This is a genomic window from Nocardia sp. NPDC049220, from assembly GCF_040647855.1.
In the GTDB taxonomy this organism is placed as follows: domain Bacteria; phylum Actinomycetota; class Actinomycetes; order Mycobacteriales; family Mycobacteriaceae; genus Nocardia.
This window is the reverse complement of the sequence record NZ_JBEZDA010000030.1, coordinates 1-15,598: the sequence shown is the minus strand read 5'-3', so window position 1 is coordinate 15,598 and position 15,598 is coordinate 1. Positions and strand designations below refer to the sequence as shown.

12 protein-coding genes and 1 pseudogene are annotated in these 15,598 nt (G+C 65.2%); 10 read left to right on the top strand and 3 right to left on the bottom strand.

Annotated elements, in window-relative coordinates:
- Positions 1 to 33: 33 nt before the first annotated feature.
- The 9 genes from AB0C34_RS30285 to AB0C34_RS30245 all read left to right on the top strand — a co-directional run bounded on the left by AB0C34_RS30285 (position 34) and on the right by AB0C34_RS30245 (position 10,880).
- Positions 34 to 1,332, top strand: coding sequence for a hypothetical protein (locus tag AB0C34_RS30285; RefSeq protein WP_357080473.1), 1,299 nt, complete (start codon positions 34 to 36; stop codon positions 1,330 to 1,332).
- A gap of 11 nt (positions 1,333 to 1,343) precedes the next feature.
- A complete protein-coding gene (locus tag AB0C34_RS30280) occupies positions 1,344 to 2,609 on the top strand; it encodes a Wzz/FepE/Etk N-terminal domain-containing protein (protein WP_357080471.1) in 1,266 nt (421 codons plus the stop codon).
- The gene (locus AB0C34_RS30275) at positions 2,606 to 3,961 is read left to right on the top strand and encodes a glycosyl hydrolase family 28-related protein (RefSeq protein WP_357080468.1); all 1,356 of its coding nucleotides are present in this window, start codon (positions 2,606 to 2,608) and stop codon (positions 3,959 to 3,961) included. Before AB0C34_RS30280 ends, AB0C34_RS30275 begins: the two co-directional genes overlap by 4 nt.
- Positions 3,958 to 5,292: a GNAT family N-acetyltransferase gene (locus AB0C34_RS30270; RefSeq protein ID WP_357080465.1), complete on the top strand. Its 1,335-nt coding sequence runs from the start codon at positions 3,958 to 3,960 to the stop codon at positions 5,290 to 5,292. The genes AB0C34_RS30275 and AB0C34_RS30270 overlap by 4 nt, the downstream gene beginning before the upstream one ends.
- A gap of 193 nt (positions 5,293 to 5,485) precedes the next feature.
- Positions 5,486 to 6,853 (top strand): glutamate-1-semialdehyde 2,1-aminomutase, encoded by a 1,368-nt coding sequence (locus AB0C34_RS30265; RefSeq protein WP_357080462.1) that lies wholly within the window; start codon positions 5,486 to 5,488, stop codon positions 6,851 to 6,853.
- Positions 6,850 to 7,944, top strand: coding sequence for a glycosyltransferase (locus AB0C34_RS30260; protein ID WP_357080459.1), 1,095 nt, complete (start codon positions 6,850 to 6,852; stop codon positions 7,942 to 7,944). Before AB0C34_RS30265 ends, AB0C34_RS30260 begins: the two co-directional genes overlap by 4 nt.
- 1,001 nt (positions 7,945 to 8,945) lie before the next feature.
- Complete coding sequence (locus tag AB0C34_RS30255; RefSeq protein ID WP_357080456.1) at positions 8,946 to 9,461, top strand: hypothetical protein; 516 nt, start codon at positions 8,946 to 8,948, stop codon at positions 9,459 to 9,461.
- A 252-nt stretch (positions 9,462 to 9,713) separates the two neighbouring features.
- Complete coding sequence (locus tag AB0C34_RS30250) at positions 9,714 to 10,280, top strand: hypothetical protein (protein WP_357080453.1); 567 nt, start codon at positions 9,714 to 9,716, stop codon at positions 10,278 to 10,280.
- A 114-nt stretch (positions 10,281 to 10,394) separates the two neighbouring features.
- Complete coding sequence (locus tag AB0C34_RS30245; RefSeq protein ID WP_357080450.1) at positions 10,395 to 10,880, top strand: tyrosine-type recombinase/integrase; 486 nt, start codon at positions 10,395 to 10,397, stop codon at positions 10,878 to 10,880.
- A 488-nt stretch (positions 10,881 to 11,368) separates the two neighbouring features.
- On the opposite strand, the pseudogene AB0C34_RS30240 reads toward AB0C34_RS30245, so the two are convergent.
- The 3 genes and pseudogenes from AB0C34_RS30240 to uppS form a co-directional block, all read right to left on the bottom strand.
- Positions 11,369 to 11,467, bottom strand: a pseudogene (locus AB0C34_RS30240) (IS5/IS1182 family transposase); the annotation flags it as partial.
- A complete protein-coding gene (locus AB0C34_RS30235) occupies positions 11,468 to 12,457 on the bottom strand; it encodes a terpene synthase family protein (protein ID WP_357080447.1) in 990 nt (329 codons plus the stop codon).
- A gap of 48 nt (positions 12,458 to 12,505) precedes the next feature.
- The gene (gene uppS / locus AB0C34_RS30230; protein ID WP_357080444.1) at positions 12,506 to 13,417 is read right to left on the bottom strand and encodes a polyprenyl diphosphate synthase; all 912 of its coding nucleotides are present in this window, start codon (positions 13,415 to 13,417) and stop codon (positions 12,506 to 12,508) included.
- A gap of 891 nt (positions 13,418 to 14,308) precedes the next feature.
- On the opposite strand from uppS, the gene AB0C34_RS30225 reads away from it, so the two are divergent.
- Entirely contained in the window at positions 14,309 to 15,013 is a 705-nt protein-coding gene (locus tag AB0C34_RS30225) for a tyrosine-type recombinase/integrase (RefSeq protein ID WP_357080440.1), read from the top strand.
- Positions 15,014 to 15,598: the final 585 nt, after the last annotated feature.

Sequence of the window (15,598 nt, the reverse complement as noted above, 5' to 3'; positions counted from 1 at the left end):
GCCGCCGTCGCGGCTGCACTGGTCACGGTTGCGGTGGCCGCGCTGTGGGTTCCCGGTATCGCCCGCGTGTTCTTCATCGCGCAGTCCCTGTTCTGGTCGTTGTCCTACGTGGCGCGGCCGCTGGTGCTGCTCGTGGTGCGGCCCGACCCGCACTACGGCGACAACATCTCCGACCCCCGGCTGGCTGGACTGGGGTACGACCGCGGGATCGGTCTGGTGCTCGACCACGTGGTGTTCGGCTTGTGGTGTTACGCGCTATTGGTGATCGGTTACGCGCTCTGGCGGCGGCGGCACCCTCCGGACGCCGTCCCGGCCGCGGTCGCAGACCCCGACGTGATGCCGACGCTGATCGGGCTCTACGCGCTCGGCCTGTTGGGGCGGGCGGCATCCGTGGCCACCGGATCGCTGGACGCGGCCGGTGAGGTCAGCAGCGGCAACCCCCTGCTCAGCTTCGTCGCCACGTTCGCCGGGATCGGGGCGCTCGGGATGATCGTCTTCCTTCGGTCGGCGCGGCCGCAGACCACGGCGCTGGTGCTCGGCGCGCTGTTCGCGGGCGAGCTGTACTGGTCGTCGGCCGTGCAGTCCAAGACACCGATCCTCGCCGCCGCACTTGCGCTGGCCGTGCGGTTTTCGATGCTCGGCTGGAACCGGCGCACCACGGTTGGCGTGGCGCTGATCGGCGTGCTCGGCGTCGCCGGGTTCGGCTGGCTGCAGTCGTTCAAGAACTCCGGCACGGCCGCGCTCGACGCCACCGTCGTCGACTCCCGTTACCCGCAGAACGTCCGGCCGTTCCTGAGTATCTTGCGGCGTTTCGACCTGCTCGAAGCCGCTACCGACGCCTACTTCGTCGGTCCCGGGGGCTGGCTGTCGCCCGGGGAGGTTCTCCACCACGCGAGCCTGAGCCTGATCCCGGCGCAGGTACTCGGTATCGAGAAGTTCCAATCCGGTACGGCCTGGGCCAACGACGTGCGTGGCGCGTCGGTGGACATGAGCACCGTGTCGGTGTCCCTGGCGGAGGGCAACCTCAACGAGGGCTATCTGCTCGGCGGCGAGGCCGGCGTGTTCATCGCCGTCGTGTTCACCTTCGGGCTGCTGCTCGCGTGGGAGCGCGCACTGTATTCGCGGTTCTTCCCGGTCCTGGTGCTGGGGCTCGCGATCACCGGCGCCTCCACCCTGTTCGAGCGGGGCATTCTCGGCAGCTTCGAGAATCTGGGCAAGTTCGTCCAGTCGGCCGTGCTCGCCTGGTTCATCCATCTGATCGTCACGGAATTCCGCCGCCGCCCAACGCTACTCCCGTCACCGGCGCGCGCTTCAGTAGTTACGAAGACATGAGGTCGAAGTTCATGGGTTTGATCGATATCTGGCACATCGTCCGGCGGCGGTGGGTGCTGATCGCCGCCATCGCGCTGACCGTCACGGTGGCCGGCGTCTGGTACGCCTCGTCCCGCGCGGTGACGTACGTGGCCAGCAGCACAATGTACGTCTCGATGGCCACCGGTACCTCGGTCAGCGACTCCTACCAGGGCGGCCTGGCGGCCCAGCAACGCGTGCGGTCCTATCTCGAACTGGCCACCAGCGCCGCGGTCGCGGAACGGGTCGTCGACGACCAAGAGTTGACGGAATCGCCGGAGGAGTTCCGCGGCCGGATCACCGCCTCGTCGCCGCCCGCAACCACGATCCTGGAAATCGCGGTCTCCGCGACCACCGCGCAGCAAGCGCGTGATCTCGCCGACGCCACGGTCGCCCAGTTCCGGGCTGTGGTCGACAGTTTCGAGTCCATCGAAACAGGCGCTGCTCCCGCCGCCCGCGTCTCGGTCGTCGATCGTGCCCGACTACCGGCCGCTCCGGCAGGCCCCGGCACGAGCCGGTTCGTCGCCATGGGCCTGTTCGGTGGACTGTTGCTCGGTTTCGCAGCAGCATTTCTGCGTGAACGCACCGACCGTCGTATTCGCACCAGTAGCAACCTCGCCGATATCGCGCCGGTCCCGGTGGTCGCCGCCTTCGACCACGGAGAATCCGCCTCCGAGGCGGCCCGGCGACTGCGTAATCACCTGCGCGGTGCCCAGACCATCGAATGCACCAGCGTCACCGACCGATCACAATCGCAGGTGGCGCACACCCTGGCGCTGGCCTTCGCCGATGCCGGCCATGCGGTGATCCTCGTCGACGCCGACACCTCCGGCGATGGAAGCTCCAGCACGGTGCCCGGTCCAGGCCTCACGACGCTGTTGCGCGGCGGCGTACCGCTGGACCGGGCGATCACCGAGGGCTGGCGCGGGACCGGGGTCGCGGTGCTGCCGATCGGGCAGATCGAGCCGGACACGTCCGACCTGATCGCCTCGGAACACTTCGCCCATCTCATCGCCGATCTGCGCAAGCGCTATTACCGGGTGGTCATCGAGACCGCACCGGTCAGTTGTGCCGCCGACGCGGTCGCCGTGGCGCCGCTGTCCGATGCCGTCCTCGGCGTCGCCGATCTCGGCAGACTCACCGAACCCCAGTTGCGTACCGCACTGACCGCGTTCGGCGCGTCCGCGCCGACCGGCATGGTCGGCTACCACGCGCCCGGATCGGCGGCGGACCGACTGGTGGGATGGTTGAGGGTATGAGCGACGACATTCTCCGGCGGCGCCGCTTGCTCGCCGCGACTTTGGGTGCGGCGGCGGTACTTCCGATCGCCGCCTGCACCACAGCCGAGCCGGACGACCCGCAGTTCCGGTCCGTCACCACCGATGCGCCCGCGGCACGTAACGTCCGGGACTTCGGAGCCGTCGGAGACGGTATCGCCGACGACACCAAGGCTTTGGCCGCAGCCGTGGCCAAGGACCCGGACAAGCCGTTGGTGCTCTACCTGCCCGCCGGGCACTACCGGGTCGAGTCGATGCCCGATCTGCCGAACTACGCCACGATTCTCGGTGACGGCGCCGACATCACCACGATCGTCTACCCGGGCGACGGCACTCTGGTGCGGCTGCGCAAGCGCAGCCGGGTCCGTTTCGCCAGGCTGGGGATCTACACCACAGGTCCCGGCTCGACGGCGGTCGACCTGTCGGAATGCTTCCGCTGCTCCTTCGACGCGGTGGTACTGCGCGGCAACCACCTCAGCGACAACCATCCGCGGTACCTGACCCAGCGCGGCGTCGTGTTGCGCGACAACACCGGCGGCACCGCCTTCATCAACTGCGACATCAACAATTTCGGGATCGGACTGACCACATCCTGTATCCAGAACTACGTCACCTCCTCGAAGTTCACCAGTAATCACACCGGGGTCCTCGGCACCGGCAACGACAACAACGCCGGGCTCGCACTCACCAACGTCGAATTCGTCTCCGATCAGAACCCGCTCACGACCGCCCGGCACCTGCGGGTCGACGGCGCCGCCAACGACTGGTGGCTGACCAACGTGTGGTTCGAAGGAGCCGACGTCGCGGTGTCGGTCGGCGAAAACGGGCGCGGCGGTCCCGCGCAGTTCGGCATGGTCAACGCGAAGGTCGCGGCCCGTTCGGTCGGGCTCGAACTGAACCACTGCCGACAGCCGTATCTGGCGAACGTGATCTTCGACGCGGAGTCGCGGCCGCCGGGCACCCCGGTGCGGGTGGATCCGGTCGGCTGTCCGGAAGGCACCGCGGTCGGATTGATCTCGGGAATCGCCGACGACATTCCCGTCGAGACGTTTCCGCCCGGCTGGAACATCATCGGCCGCAAGGGCATGCGCACTCCGCGGTTCACCGGCACCTTGGTATCCCAAGCGGGGCCGCACGGCGCGGACGTGTTCCAGGCACAGAGCAGCGACGGCGCCGTCCGCGCCGCGGTGACCGCCGATGGAACCTGGGTCTGCGAGCACGCCGACAACGGTCCAGTGCTCAGGGCGCCCGACGGCGGCTACTGGCGGCTCACCGTCTCCGACGACGGGAAGCTGGGCACCGCGGCGCTCGGCAGGAAGCGTCCCGGCGGATGACCCGACGACAGCACCGCCGCATCGAAGCGCAGCCGACCATCACCGGTCCCCTCGGGACGGCGCTGAGGTTGCGCCCGCCGCGCTTCGACGACTTCGCTGAGTGGCGGCGGATCCGGCTCCGCGACCGCGCGATCATGGAACCCTTCTGGGTCAGTTCGGAGCAGGACTGGCCCGACCGCCACACCGCCCGCCGTTGGGTGCGGGAATGCCTCGACAACTGGGCCGAGGCACGCGCCGGGCGGCGGGTGAGCATGGTCATCGAGGTGGCCGGTCGGTTCGCTGGACAGGTCGAACTGGCCTCGATAGACGCGGCGGCAGGCAGCGCCGAACTCGGCATCTGGATCGGCTCCGCCGTCGCGCGCGGCGGTACCGGCGCCCTTGCCCTGACCATGATGACGGACTTCGGTTTCGACAGTCTCGGCCTCACGCGAATCACCGCGCCGATCGCACCCGGCAACATCGCCGCGGCCAAGACCGCGGCCAAGACGGGCCTGCGGTACGAGGCCCGGATGAGCACCTATTTCGATGCCGGTGGCGCACGTCGCGACCACGAGCTGTGGGCGGTGACCCGCGCCGATCGGCCCGACCGCGGGTTCACCGCCGTCTACCTGGCCCGGCACCGCCTCCACCCGGTGGAGACGCAACTGCCCGCCGCCCCCGCCGCCCCGAACGGGCCGCCCCGCATGAGCATCGCGGCCGTGCGTCTGCGATACCAGCTATCCCGATTGCGCCGGGTATTCAGGTGGTTGCAGGGCAGCGCCGCCGTCGCCCTCTCCGACTCCGATGACCGCGGCGGGGTGTTGGTGCGGTCACGCCGTGTCGCCGACTTCCGGCAGCGCCGCGCGGCCCGTATCCGCAACCGTGCGACGCTGGCACGTGATCCGCACATGTCGCCCGCCGCGTGGCTGCGCCGACATTCCCTACGCCACTGGCTGGCCGAACTCGCTGAGGCCAGGGCAGGACTGTGTTCCGGGCCAGGGCTGACGCTGGCGATTCTCGACGACGGCCGCTTCGTTGGGGAAGCCCGGCTGCACGGGCTGGACATGTTCGATCGCAACATTCGGCTCAGCGTCTGGATCGACGCGTCGGCTCGCCCGGAAACCCGCGCAAACCTGCTCCGCCTGCTGGTGCGCCATGCGACCGAAAGCCTCGGAATCCTTCGCATTGCCATCGCGATCCCCGTATCCGACGTCGCCGCCGCCGCGGCGGTCGCCGCGGCCGGGTTCGCCGAGGAGGGGCGGATGCGCGGGCACCTCGATGTCTTCGGACCCCGCGACGATCACGACCTCTGGGCGTACAGTCATCCGGCCGGCACGGCTGCCCCCGGATGACGCGATGGTCCGTGGGGAGCCCGTCTCGTGAGTTCGGCGATCAGGTGCGCCCCGACCCGCGATCACAAAGCCTCCGGCCGGTCCCGCGACGTCCTCGACGCTGCAGCGTATCCCCGTCCGACACTGCGCCGGCACCGCTGTGCAGTACCGGCTTCTCGCCGGTATCCTGCCCTCACCGTATACGGAGCACCAGATGGCACTGCATCCCGACCTCCCACCGCACAACGGGTTCGCCCGCAGCAATGCGCTGCAGCGTCGGCTGCACGAGCTGGTGCCAGGCGGCGCGCACACCTACGCCCGCGGAGCCGATCAATACCCCGAGCAAATGGCGCCGATATTGGTGCGCGGCAACGGATGCCGAGTCTGGGATGCCGACGGAAACCAGTACGTCGAATACGGGATGGGCCTGCGTTCGGTCACCCTCGGCCATGCCTGCGCACCGGTTCTCGACGCCGTGACCACCACGATCGCCGACGGAGTGAACTTCAGCAGGCCGACCGAGCTGGAACTGCTTGCGGCCGAGGACTTCTTGGACCTGGTTCCCGGTGCGGACATGGTCAAGTTCGCCAAGAACGGCTCCGACGCCACCACCGCCGCCGTCCGGCTGGCCCGGGCCGTGTCCGGTCGCCAGCGGATCGCCGTCTGTGAGCAGCCGTTTTTCTCGGTCGACGACTGGTTCATCGCGACGACACCGATGTCGGCGGGCATTCCCGCTCATGTCGGCGCCGAAACTGTCCGGTTTCCCTACAATGACGTCGACGCCCTCACCGCGGTCCTGGCGGGCGACACCGTGGCCGCGGTCGTCATGGAGGCGGCCACCGCGACCGCGGAACCCGAGCCCGGCTATCTCCAAGCCGTGCGCGCCCTGTGCGATCGGCACGGCACCCTGCTGGTGTTCGACGAGATGATCACCGGATTTCGCTGGGCCGCCGGTGGCGCACAGTCCGTCTACGGCGTGACTCCCGACCTGTCCTGCTGGGGCAAGGCCATGGGCAACGGATTCCCCATATCGGCGCTCGCCGGACGACGCGAGTACCTGGAGCGGGGCGGCCTGCGCACCGCCGCCGACCGCGTGTTTTTGCTGTCTACCACGCATGGGCCGGAAACCAGCGGACTGGCGGCGTTCCGCGCGGTCGCCGCGGCCTACCGAACTGGCAATCCGATCGCTCGAATGGAAGCGGCCGGCGCCGCACTCGCGACCGGGTTCACCGCGCTGGTAACCGAACTCGGCATCGGTGACAACCTCCGGGTCCGCGGTCGCTCCTCCTGCCTGATCTTCGAAACACTCGATTCCAACGGAAACCCATGCCAGGCATTCCGCACATTGTTTCTGCAAGAACTGCTCCAACGCGGAGTACTCGGGCAATCCTTCGTCACCTCGGCGGCACACGACCACGACGCGATCGCCGCCACCCTGTCGGCTTGCGCGGCCGCGGCCCAGGTGTACCGGACCGCCCTCGAACGCGGCACAGTCGACGGACTGCTGCGCGGACGATCGGTCGCTCCCGCGATTCGCCGCACCGCCGCACCGCGGCAGATCGAAACGAGCACATCTCGATGACCACACCTCGCATCGCCATCGTCCACGAACGGTTCACCGAATTCGGCGGATCCGAAGCGGTCGTGGGCGAGTTCGCCCGCACCTGGCCAGGCGCGGACATCTATGCTCCGATCGTCACGCCGGCCGGAATCCTCCCGCCCGTCCGGCATGTCCACGACACCTGGCTCTCCCGCGCCCACACAGTGACTCGTGGTCGGCACGCCCCTCTGCTGCCGTTCGTCCCCCGTTCCCTGCGTCGTATGCCGTTGCGGGGCTATGACGCCGTGGTCGTCAGCCACCACTCGTTCGCCACTCAGGCCGCATTGGCCACCGACGCGCCCGTGATCGCCTATGTGCACAGCCCCGCGCGATGGGCCTGGGATCGAGAGTTTCGCATCCGCGAAGCCGGCGGCCGGGCCGGCCAGTTCGCCCTCGGCGCGCTGGGCGCATTGGCCCGTCACACCGAACTACGAGCCGCGCCCCGCCTGACTCGGGTGATCGCCAACTCGACCGCCGTCGCCGACCGGATCCGCGACTGGTGGGGCCTGACCGCCACCGTGATCAATCCTCCCGTCGATGTCGGCTGTTTCACCCCCGATCCCACACGTGCCCGGGAGGACTTCTTTCTCTGCGCCGGTCGCCTCGTTCCCTACAAACGCGCCGATCTCGCCATACGAGCCGCGCAACTCGCCGGCGTCCGGCTGGTCGTGCTGGGCGGCGGGCGCTTCCGGCCTCAGCTCGAAGCGCTCGCCGGACCCGAGACAACTTTTCTGGGCGCCACCTCTACCGACGTGCTGCGCGACATGTACCAACGCTGCCGAGCCCTGCTCATGCCCGGTGTGGAAGACTTCGGCATCGTCCCGGTCGAAGCCATGGCTTGCGGTACCCCGGTGATCGCCATCGGCGCCGGCGGCGCGCTCGACACGGTACGACCGGGCACGACCGGCGAACACATCGCTCCGGGCGCCGATCCGGACGTCGTCACCCGCCTGGCCGCGGCAATGGCCCACTTCGACGCCGCCCACTACGACCCGCGCATCGTCCGCGCCCACGCGGAAACATTCGCACCGCCGGTATTTCGGGCACGGATGGCCGCATGCGTCGATCAGTAATCGGGCGCACAGCAAATTGCCGAACGCTGTTTGCTCGCCGAAGGGTGACACGCCTGGCCGCATGGTCGAGGGCGTCTGCGCCATGACCTCGTCGAGCCGGTCGTCAACGGCTGCCGTGATACATCGCAAGTTCGCTGAGTTCGAAACGGATGAAGTGGCGCGGCAACGTCTTTCAGCACGTGCGGCTGCTGGCGGCCGCGCGGACGAACAAGACCGCCGAATGTCCGTGCCACACACCGGCCGCTACGACTGGTGACCGCGGCGGCAAAAGCTCCGTACCACGGCGTACTTCGTGCCGCGATCGGTTGATACGGCTGGCAACGGCCTTGGTTCGAGAGCCGGTGGGCAACAGTGCCCGTGCTCGAGGTCCAGGTGGGTGACCTGCGCGCCCTCGGGCGAGGTGAGGTCGAGGCACCCAAGGGATCGGGCCGACCTGCGCGATCCGTGAACGCGCCGAATGCGTGCCACCGCTTCACGCCCGCGACGAGAGCTGACCTTGTTAGATATCCACCCCATACGCCAATACCTGCCGAAGAAACGCGGTCCTACACCGATTCGGTCAAGCCGACCTCGACACCATCGCCAGCGAACTCAACCACCGACCCGGCAAGTTCCACGACTACTGCAGTCCCGCGCAGGTCTACGCTGAGCATCTCAACGGGGGTGATCACTGACTGTTCGAGCCCGCCACCGTTTAGCGACACTTGTAGTCCTGGCTTCTGCGGAGGGTGGTGAGGGTGTCACGCAGGGCGCAGACGTCGGGGTGTTCTAGTCCGATACCCGCTGGTGATCGGTTCGGTCGTGAAGCTTGAAACTTGGCGCCAGTTGATCGCGCATCCGAGCACGGGTCGGCGTTTGAGACTCGTTCATGCGAACCTCGACACCACTTGTCGACGGAGGCCACTGGGCCGGGTCAGAGGAGCCGCGCCGTATGAACGGTGCAGGGTCGTGGATCGATCAATCGGGTGGCTGTTCGGGCGCGGCGGGTCTATCGTCGCGCCGTGCCGGTGCTCGGGTGTGATGATGCGGACGACCCGGGATCCACTGAATCGTCGTGGGCGGAGCCGAGCACGTTGCTCGGGATGATTCAGCGTGGGCGAGGAGCTTGCTACGGCGCGGCGCATGCGGAGCGGGCGATGGCGGCCGAGTTTGTGGTCGACTGCGTCGTTCACGACCCTCGATGGGACCACCAGGTCGAGGAACGCAGTTGGTTATACGCGACTCTCGTCGTCGACTTGGGGGTCGATCTTTCTCGGTTGCGCGCGGCACTTGCGGGACCGGTGGGCGCAAGCGGAGACTCCGACACCTGGCTCGCTACAGGCGTTCTCGAGCGGCTTGCCCATCGCGGCGTCGGTGGCAGCATCACCGAACTGCGGCACTGCCTGCGCTCGGGGCGCGACCTCGAACAAGTGCTCGGCTCCTCGATTCCGTTCACCGGCCACCCCGAAGCTGAGGGGTTACTCGATGACGTGCTGGAGGTCGCCGACGACGAGCAACTGCGGTCCACCATCGGGTGACTCGGAAATTCGTCCGCACCACCTTGGCCGGACTGGCGGCGGGCCAGCGCCCGCGTCGAGCGGGTCGCCGCAGCGGCCGCAGGGTCTCGGTCGGCAGGCAGCCGACCGAAGTTCGATCGCGCCACACGGTCCGCGCCACAACGCGAATGGGTACTGCGAGCAGCAATCGAATCGGGCCTCATCACTGCGCCATCGGGGCCCGCGCTGACTGACGAGTATTGGGAGACAACGCTTTTGGGCATAGCCGCCGACATGCTTCAGAGTGCGGACCGCCGGGTGCGGATCGCGGTGCGCAGATGCCTTCGCAAGTTGCGCTCACCTCGAGCACTGGCTTGGGCCAGGGCGAACACCGCACTCGACGGCGACGCCGGGTGGGTGGCGCTGTCTCTGATCGCTGACATCGCTGAAACGCCCGACGCTCCTCGGCTGCTCGAGCTTCTCGTGGAGGCAGTTGCCCGTGGCAACGGTTACATCTATGAGCAGTGCGACCTTGTCGACGGACTCGCCCGCCTGGGCGACGTCGCCAGTATCGCGACTGTCGAAGAGATCTTCGACAACACCGTCTACTCGCGTCTGCGCGAACAGTGCGCCGCGGCGTTGAGCCGCCTTGCAGCGGATTTCGCCGACGAGCGGGCAGTTGAATGCCTCGACGACTGCGAGTCCGACACGCGGGCGATCGCCATCGCCCACGCGAACATGTCGGTTCCGGAGGTAAGTGAGCGAATCGGTCGGATCGCACACGACCCGACCGAGGAAAAACCAACCGTCGAGCCGCCACGACTCGAATCATGCAGCGGCGCTGACACACCTCCGCAGTGAAGCACACTCGTCCTGAACCGCAGCCCTGGAAGTGGTGTCGAAATTCATAACCACAAACATCCCTGTCCCACAGGTGATGTCAAGTTTAGCGATCAGGGCTGGGGTGATGTGGTGATGTTTGCTGCGTGCACCGCCTCCCGCATCGGTGCGGTGTCAGGCTGTCGCGTAGGTGACATAGACACCGAGACTTGGATGTGGCGGGTGCGGCGCCAGACAACGCCCTCACCTGGCGGCATGGCTGACAAGGCCACCAAGGGCAACCGGGCCCGGTACGTCCCGTTGATCGAGGAAGTTCGGCAACGGGTGACTTCACGGCTCGGTATCGTCGGCCGCGACAACCCGGATGCGCGTCTGCTCCGAGGTCCGCGCGGTGGCCGGATCGCTATCGGCGTACTGCGCGATGTCACCCACTGGGATGAGGTCGTGACCAAGCTCGGTTGTGAGCATCTGCGGCGCCACGATTTGCGGCACACCGGGTTGACTTGGATGGCCGACGCCGGCGTGGGTCTGCATATGCTTCAGAAGATCGCAGGGCACGCCGACAGCCGGACCACCGAGCGGTATCTACACCGGACCGACGGGAGATCACGGTGCCGGTGACAGTTGTCGGAGCACCTGCGGTCCCGTTCTGGTCCCGCTCTGCGGGTGGTCGGCTAATGAAGAAAGCCCCTCCGATACAGGTCAGAGGGGCTTTCTCATGTGTCGGGCTGACAGGATTTGAAGCTGCGACCACTTGACCCCCAGCTCTCCCGGTCTAACGTTTACGCACGTCAATCACAATGCGCATCACGCGGATTGGCTCGGTTCACCTTCCCCGTGCAGGGCCCCTCATAGCGTGTGGCCCCAAATTGGCCCCAGTTCGCGCGGCCACGAGGCCCCTGAGCATAGAGCGGGATCGCGGTGTCTGCGACTGAAATTGGAAGCCACCCAGAACGGCGATGTGACCTCGAGGGGCTTCATATCGCGGCGACGGAGGGTCGCAATGTATCCCCGACCACTATGGGTCCAGCCGCCCGCCTTTCCGCGCCCGACTCGGAACCCCTTCTTGCCTTGCCTTGCCAGGGCGTGGAACCCGGTTCGGACACCCGGTCGGTGTGGCTCAGGGTGCCGTCGAGCATTACGAGTTCGTACCCGGCGGCTTTCGCCGCTGGCAGCACCGAGTGCAGGCCCGCGGCCGGCGCGGCGAGCTACACCCTGCTGTCCTGATTCGCATATCTCGGTGATTCCCGGTGTAGTCGCACGTACATTCCCAATCCGTTCCGCACTGTTTGCGTCATAATTTCGACCGCATCGCGCTCATTGCTGGTGCTATTTAGATATGCGGCACTACCTTTCAATGCGTGCTCGGCCTCAATATAATCGGTGACACGAGATTCGATCATGTCAGCCACTTCGTCGAATGCCGCTACGAGTGACAGATTTTTCTCTGCCCGAACGACATGTATCAAGTTCACTTCACCGGCTGCGTCCTCCTTATGATACGACGCCATGTCGTTCATCCAGCCCGCGATATCGGCAAAACTTTCGTGAAGATCACACATTTCGCTGCTATCGTACAGCGCGTCCGATAGTTCGATGCGGTGAATGAATTCGGCCACATCCAGAAAAAGGTATAAGGCGATCGTATTTCGGCGCATCGAAATATACTCTTGGAGACCCGGGGAATGCCCTTCTCGCCGGTTGTCGAGTTCGATCCCCATGGCAAAAATGCAGTCGAGAAAATTTTGCCGTATTCGTCTCCGCCAGCTGTGTGATTGTCTGGGGTAAATTCTCTGCAAGCATTCTGCGAGGGCGGTTTCGAGCCCGGGGTCACGCGTTTCGGCCTGCCCTGTTTCGAGTATGCGATCGAGGCGGGAAATATGGTCTTGGAAGTCCTCCGGTGAGTCGTATTCATCGAATCCGATTCGATCGTCTAGCAGGAAGCTGCATTCGCAAAGCATCGTAAATATAGCCAGGTCTTCGGGATCGGAGTCCGGAAATAACTGACATGCGATTTTTGCGCAGTCTACTCCGCGCAATCGCTCTTCTTCGGTAGCGGTGAGCGTCCCCAGCCATTTCGTACGAAATGACCGCACTTTCTCGTCGACCTGCTCCCGGAAGGGGTTGATGCGGGAACTCTCGATATAGGGATCCTCGAACGGTAGGTTCGGGATCTTAGCCGCCCAATCCGTGCTCATAAATACCTCCAATGATCACCTGAGGATGGTGAGGGGTTCAACCGGGGGTTATTGTGACTGCGTATTCAATTTTCTATTGCCGTCGTCGATGCTCCCGAATTTTCGATCGCGTCGCTGATACTCGCGGATTGCATCCCGCAGGTGATCAACGGTAAAATCCGGCCAGAGAACAGATGTGAACACCAATTCACTGTAAGCGAGCTGCCAGAGCAGGAAGTTGGAGATCCTGCTCTCGCCTGATGTGCGGATAACGAGATCCGGATCGGGCATATCTGGCGCGTACAGATATCGACTCACCAGCTCGCTATTCAGATCTGCGGCATCTACGCCGTTTTCGATTATTTTGCGGATAGCATCGACAATTTCGTCTCGGCCGCCGTAATTCAAGGCGATGGTGAATGTCATTCCGGTATTATTCTTTGTCGTCGATGTCGCATAGTCGATCGCCCTGCGCAGAGCGCGGGGTATGCGCATCTCCGCGCGCCCGATCCATCGGATCCGTATATTGTGCCGACCGCATTCGTCGAGCCACCGGTAGATGGCTCTTTCCATCGTGCTTGCAATGAATCTGACCTCGAGCTCGGGACGTTGCCAGTTCTCTGTGGAGAATGCGTATACCGTGAACCATTCGACTCCCAGATCGGAGGCGCATATTGCGAGATCCCGAATTACTCGTACGCCCTGGTTGTGTCCTCCGATCCGGGAACCATTTTGCAGCTGAGACCACCTCCCATTTCCATCCGGAATGCAGGCGACATGCCGGGGAATATTGTCGGGGTCGAGAGGTGATTTATTCTGCAATGTGAACTCCGTTTTTAATTGGGGCGTCGATGCGTATGCGCCGCGGCACGTACTCGCGGCCTCTCGGTGCGTTTGCCAATGCTCAGGGGATGCTGGATGTGGTTCGGGTGCGCATGTGGAAGGCGAGACAATGCCACGGCGCAGAACCCGACGAACCACAGCAGCGCGACAGCGAGATAGGGATCGCCAGCGGTGTCAAGCCATCGTCATACACAGGTCTGGAGCCAATCAGGTTCACGACCGGATACAGACCTTCTGCCGCAGACCTTGTGTGGTCAAGCCTGGCCGGACATTCCGCGGCTGTGGCACCACCCATCTGATCGGGGGTGGTCAACACAGTTCTCCAGTAGCGTTCTGCGGCAGCGTAGAAGGGCTGTAGGCCTCCAGCTTCTGGTCTCGCCGGTGGCGCCGTCCGTCGTGAGCCGTTTCCTTGTTGCACCGCCGGACTTCGCCCCCCGCGCTGAGGAGCTGACCAACTATCACACCGATGATTCCAACCGCGCTAACTACCACAGGCGCCCAACCTGAAACCTGTCCAGAACTCATTCGGTGGACGCACCTCCCCAGGCCAGCGGCTCATCGTGTGTCGAAGCGGTCCGTAGTGACTGTGCTTCAGAGTAGCCGCTCCCGGTCCGAGCACCAATCTGTCGAGCGCACAACAACTCTGGGTGCGGACCGCTGCGGGCCGACGGTTGTCCGTGTGGAACAGTCCACATCTGTTCACCCTCAAACCAGCGGTTTGGAGTGTGGCCCCCACGTGCCCCCGCGCAGGAACTCTGACCGGTGAGCACAGCTGCTTGCTCCGGGAAGTGAATCCGGGTGTTACTGAGACGGTCTAGATGCGTACCCGATCCGACTCTGATTTCTGCCTAATGCGATTCGGAACTGGATGGGTGCGGTCAGTCAACCATCAAAAACACTCTTGCCGCATTGGCGCGGGTGCTGGACCAAGCCGTGCGTGATGAGGTCATAGACCGAAACCGCGTCGATGTCACTTAGTGGCAACGGCAGTTCGCCAGGCACGAAGACGAGTTGGACAACCCTCGGGCCTTGGCTCTGCCTGACTGGGCGACCTTCCAGCGGCTCGCCGCGGCGCTGGTTGACGCCTCCGCCGACCGGTACCAGGGTTGGGGCGATTTGGTGGTGTTCGCCGCGTGCACGGCTACCCGGATAGGTGAAGTCTCCGGTTGCCGCGTGGGCGATGTCGATACCGAGCAGTGGGTGTGGATGTTGCGGCGCCAGACCACACCTGGCCCCGGTGGCCTGAAGGATAAGGGCACCAAGGGTAAACGGGCGCGCGAGATTCCGATCATTGAGGAATTCCGGCCGTTGGTGCTCAGACGGGTCAACCTGGCGCGTGCCCGCGTAGATTCAGATCCCACTCTCGAGAACTCGCCGGTCGACGCCCGGAACGAGGCGTATCTGGATGCGCGGTTGTTCGTCGGCCCCCGCGGTGGCCGTATCGCGACCGGCGTTCTTCGACGTGCAACCCACTGGGACGATGTGGTCGCGCAGCTTGGCTATGAGCATCTACGGCGCCACGATCTCCGGCACACCGGGCTGACCTGGTTCGCCGACGCCGGGGTACCAGCCGCACCGGTTGCAGCAGATCGCCGGCCACACCGATCCGCGGATCACCCAGCGGTACCTCCACCCGGACACAAAGAACTCCGCGACGACGGAGGCAAGTTGTCGCAACACCTACGCGGCGATACTGGCCCCCAATTGGCCCCAACTCCCCGGGCAGTCCAGTAACGACAAAACCCCCTCCGATGCAGTTCGGAGGGGGTTTTGCATGTGTCGGGCTGACAGGATTTGAACCTGCGACCACTTGACCCCCAGCTATCCCGGTTCAGCGTTTGCGCACGTCAATCACGCAGTGCGCGAGGCAAGTTTGCGTTCGGTGTTGTTCCCGTGCAGAGCCGTTCATGGCGTGTGGTCCCAGATTGGTCCCAGATTTGAAAACCCCGGTAGAACGCCATCAACTAAGAAGCGCGGTGGCCGCGGCGAATCGGGTCGCGCCGTCTCGGGCCGTCGTGATCTGCCGCTCGGCCACAGAGCCCTTGAGCAGAGAGCGGTATTGCGGTGTCCGCGCCTGAAATCGGGGAGCCGCCCGGAACGCGATGCGGCCTTGGAGTGCTCCATATCGCTGCACGCAGGACCGCGAACTGCCGGGACATTGCCGGGACTGTGCCGAGACACTGCCGGGATTTCCAGGTCCCGGCAGTGTCCCGGCATACCCAGGCCAAACTGCCGTTTGACCTGGGGTGTTTTGCGCCGTCTCCTACCCTGCCCGGGGGGGACTAAAAAATAGTTTGGGGTTTTTTTATATTTTGTGGA

Coding starts and splice junctions, on each gene's coding strand:
- AB0C34_RS30265 (WP_357080462.1), top strand. CDS start 5,486: ATGGCACTGCATCCCGACCTCCCACCGCACAACGGGTTCGCCCGCAGC.
- AB0C34_RS30250 (WP_357080453.1), top strand. CDS start 9,714: ATGCTTCAGAGTGCGGACCGCCGGGTGCGGATCGCGGTGCGCAGATGC.
- AB0C34_RS30235 (WP_357080447.1), bottom strand. CDS start 12,457: ATGAGCACGGATTGGGCGGCTAAGATCCCGAACCTACCGTTCGAGGAT.
- AB0C34_RS30275 (WP_357080468.1), top strand. CDS start 2,606: ATGAGCGACGACATTCTCCGGCGGCGCCGCTTGCTCGCCGCGACTTTG.
- AB0C34_RS30270 (WP_357080465.1), top strand. CDS start 3,958: ATGACCCGACGACAGCACCGCCGCATCGAAGCGCAGCCGACCATCACC.
- AB0C34_RS30280 (WP_357080471.1), top strand. CDS start 1,344: ATGGGTTTGATCGATATCTGGCACATCGTCCGGCGGCGGTGGGTGCTG.
- AB0C34_RS30260 (WP_357080459.1), top strand. CDS start 6,850: ATGACCACACCTCGCATCGCCATCGTCCACGAACGGTTCACCGAATTC.
- AB0C34_RS30245 (WP_357080450.1), top strand. CDS start 10,395: ATGTTTGCTGCGTGCACCGCCTCCCGCATCGGTGCGGTGTCAGGCTGT.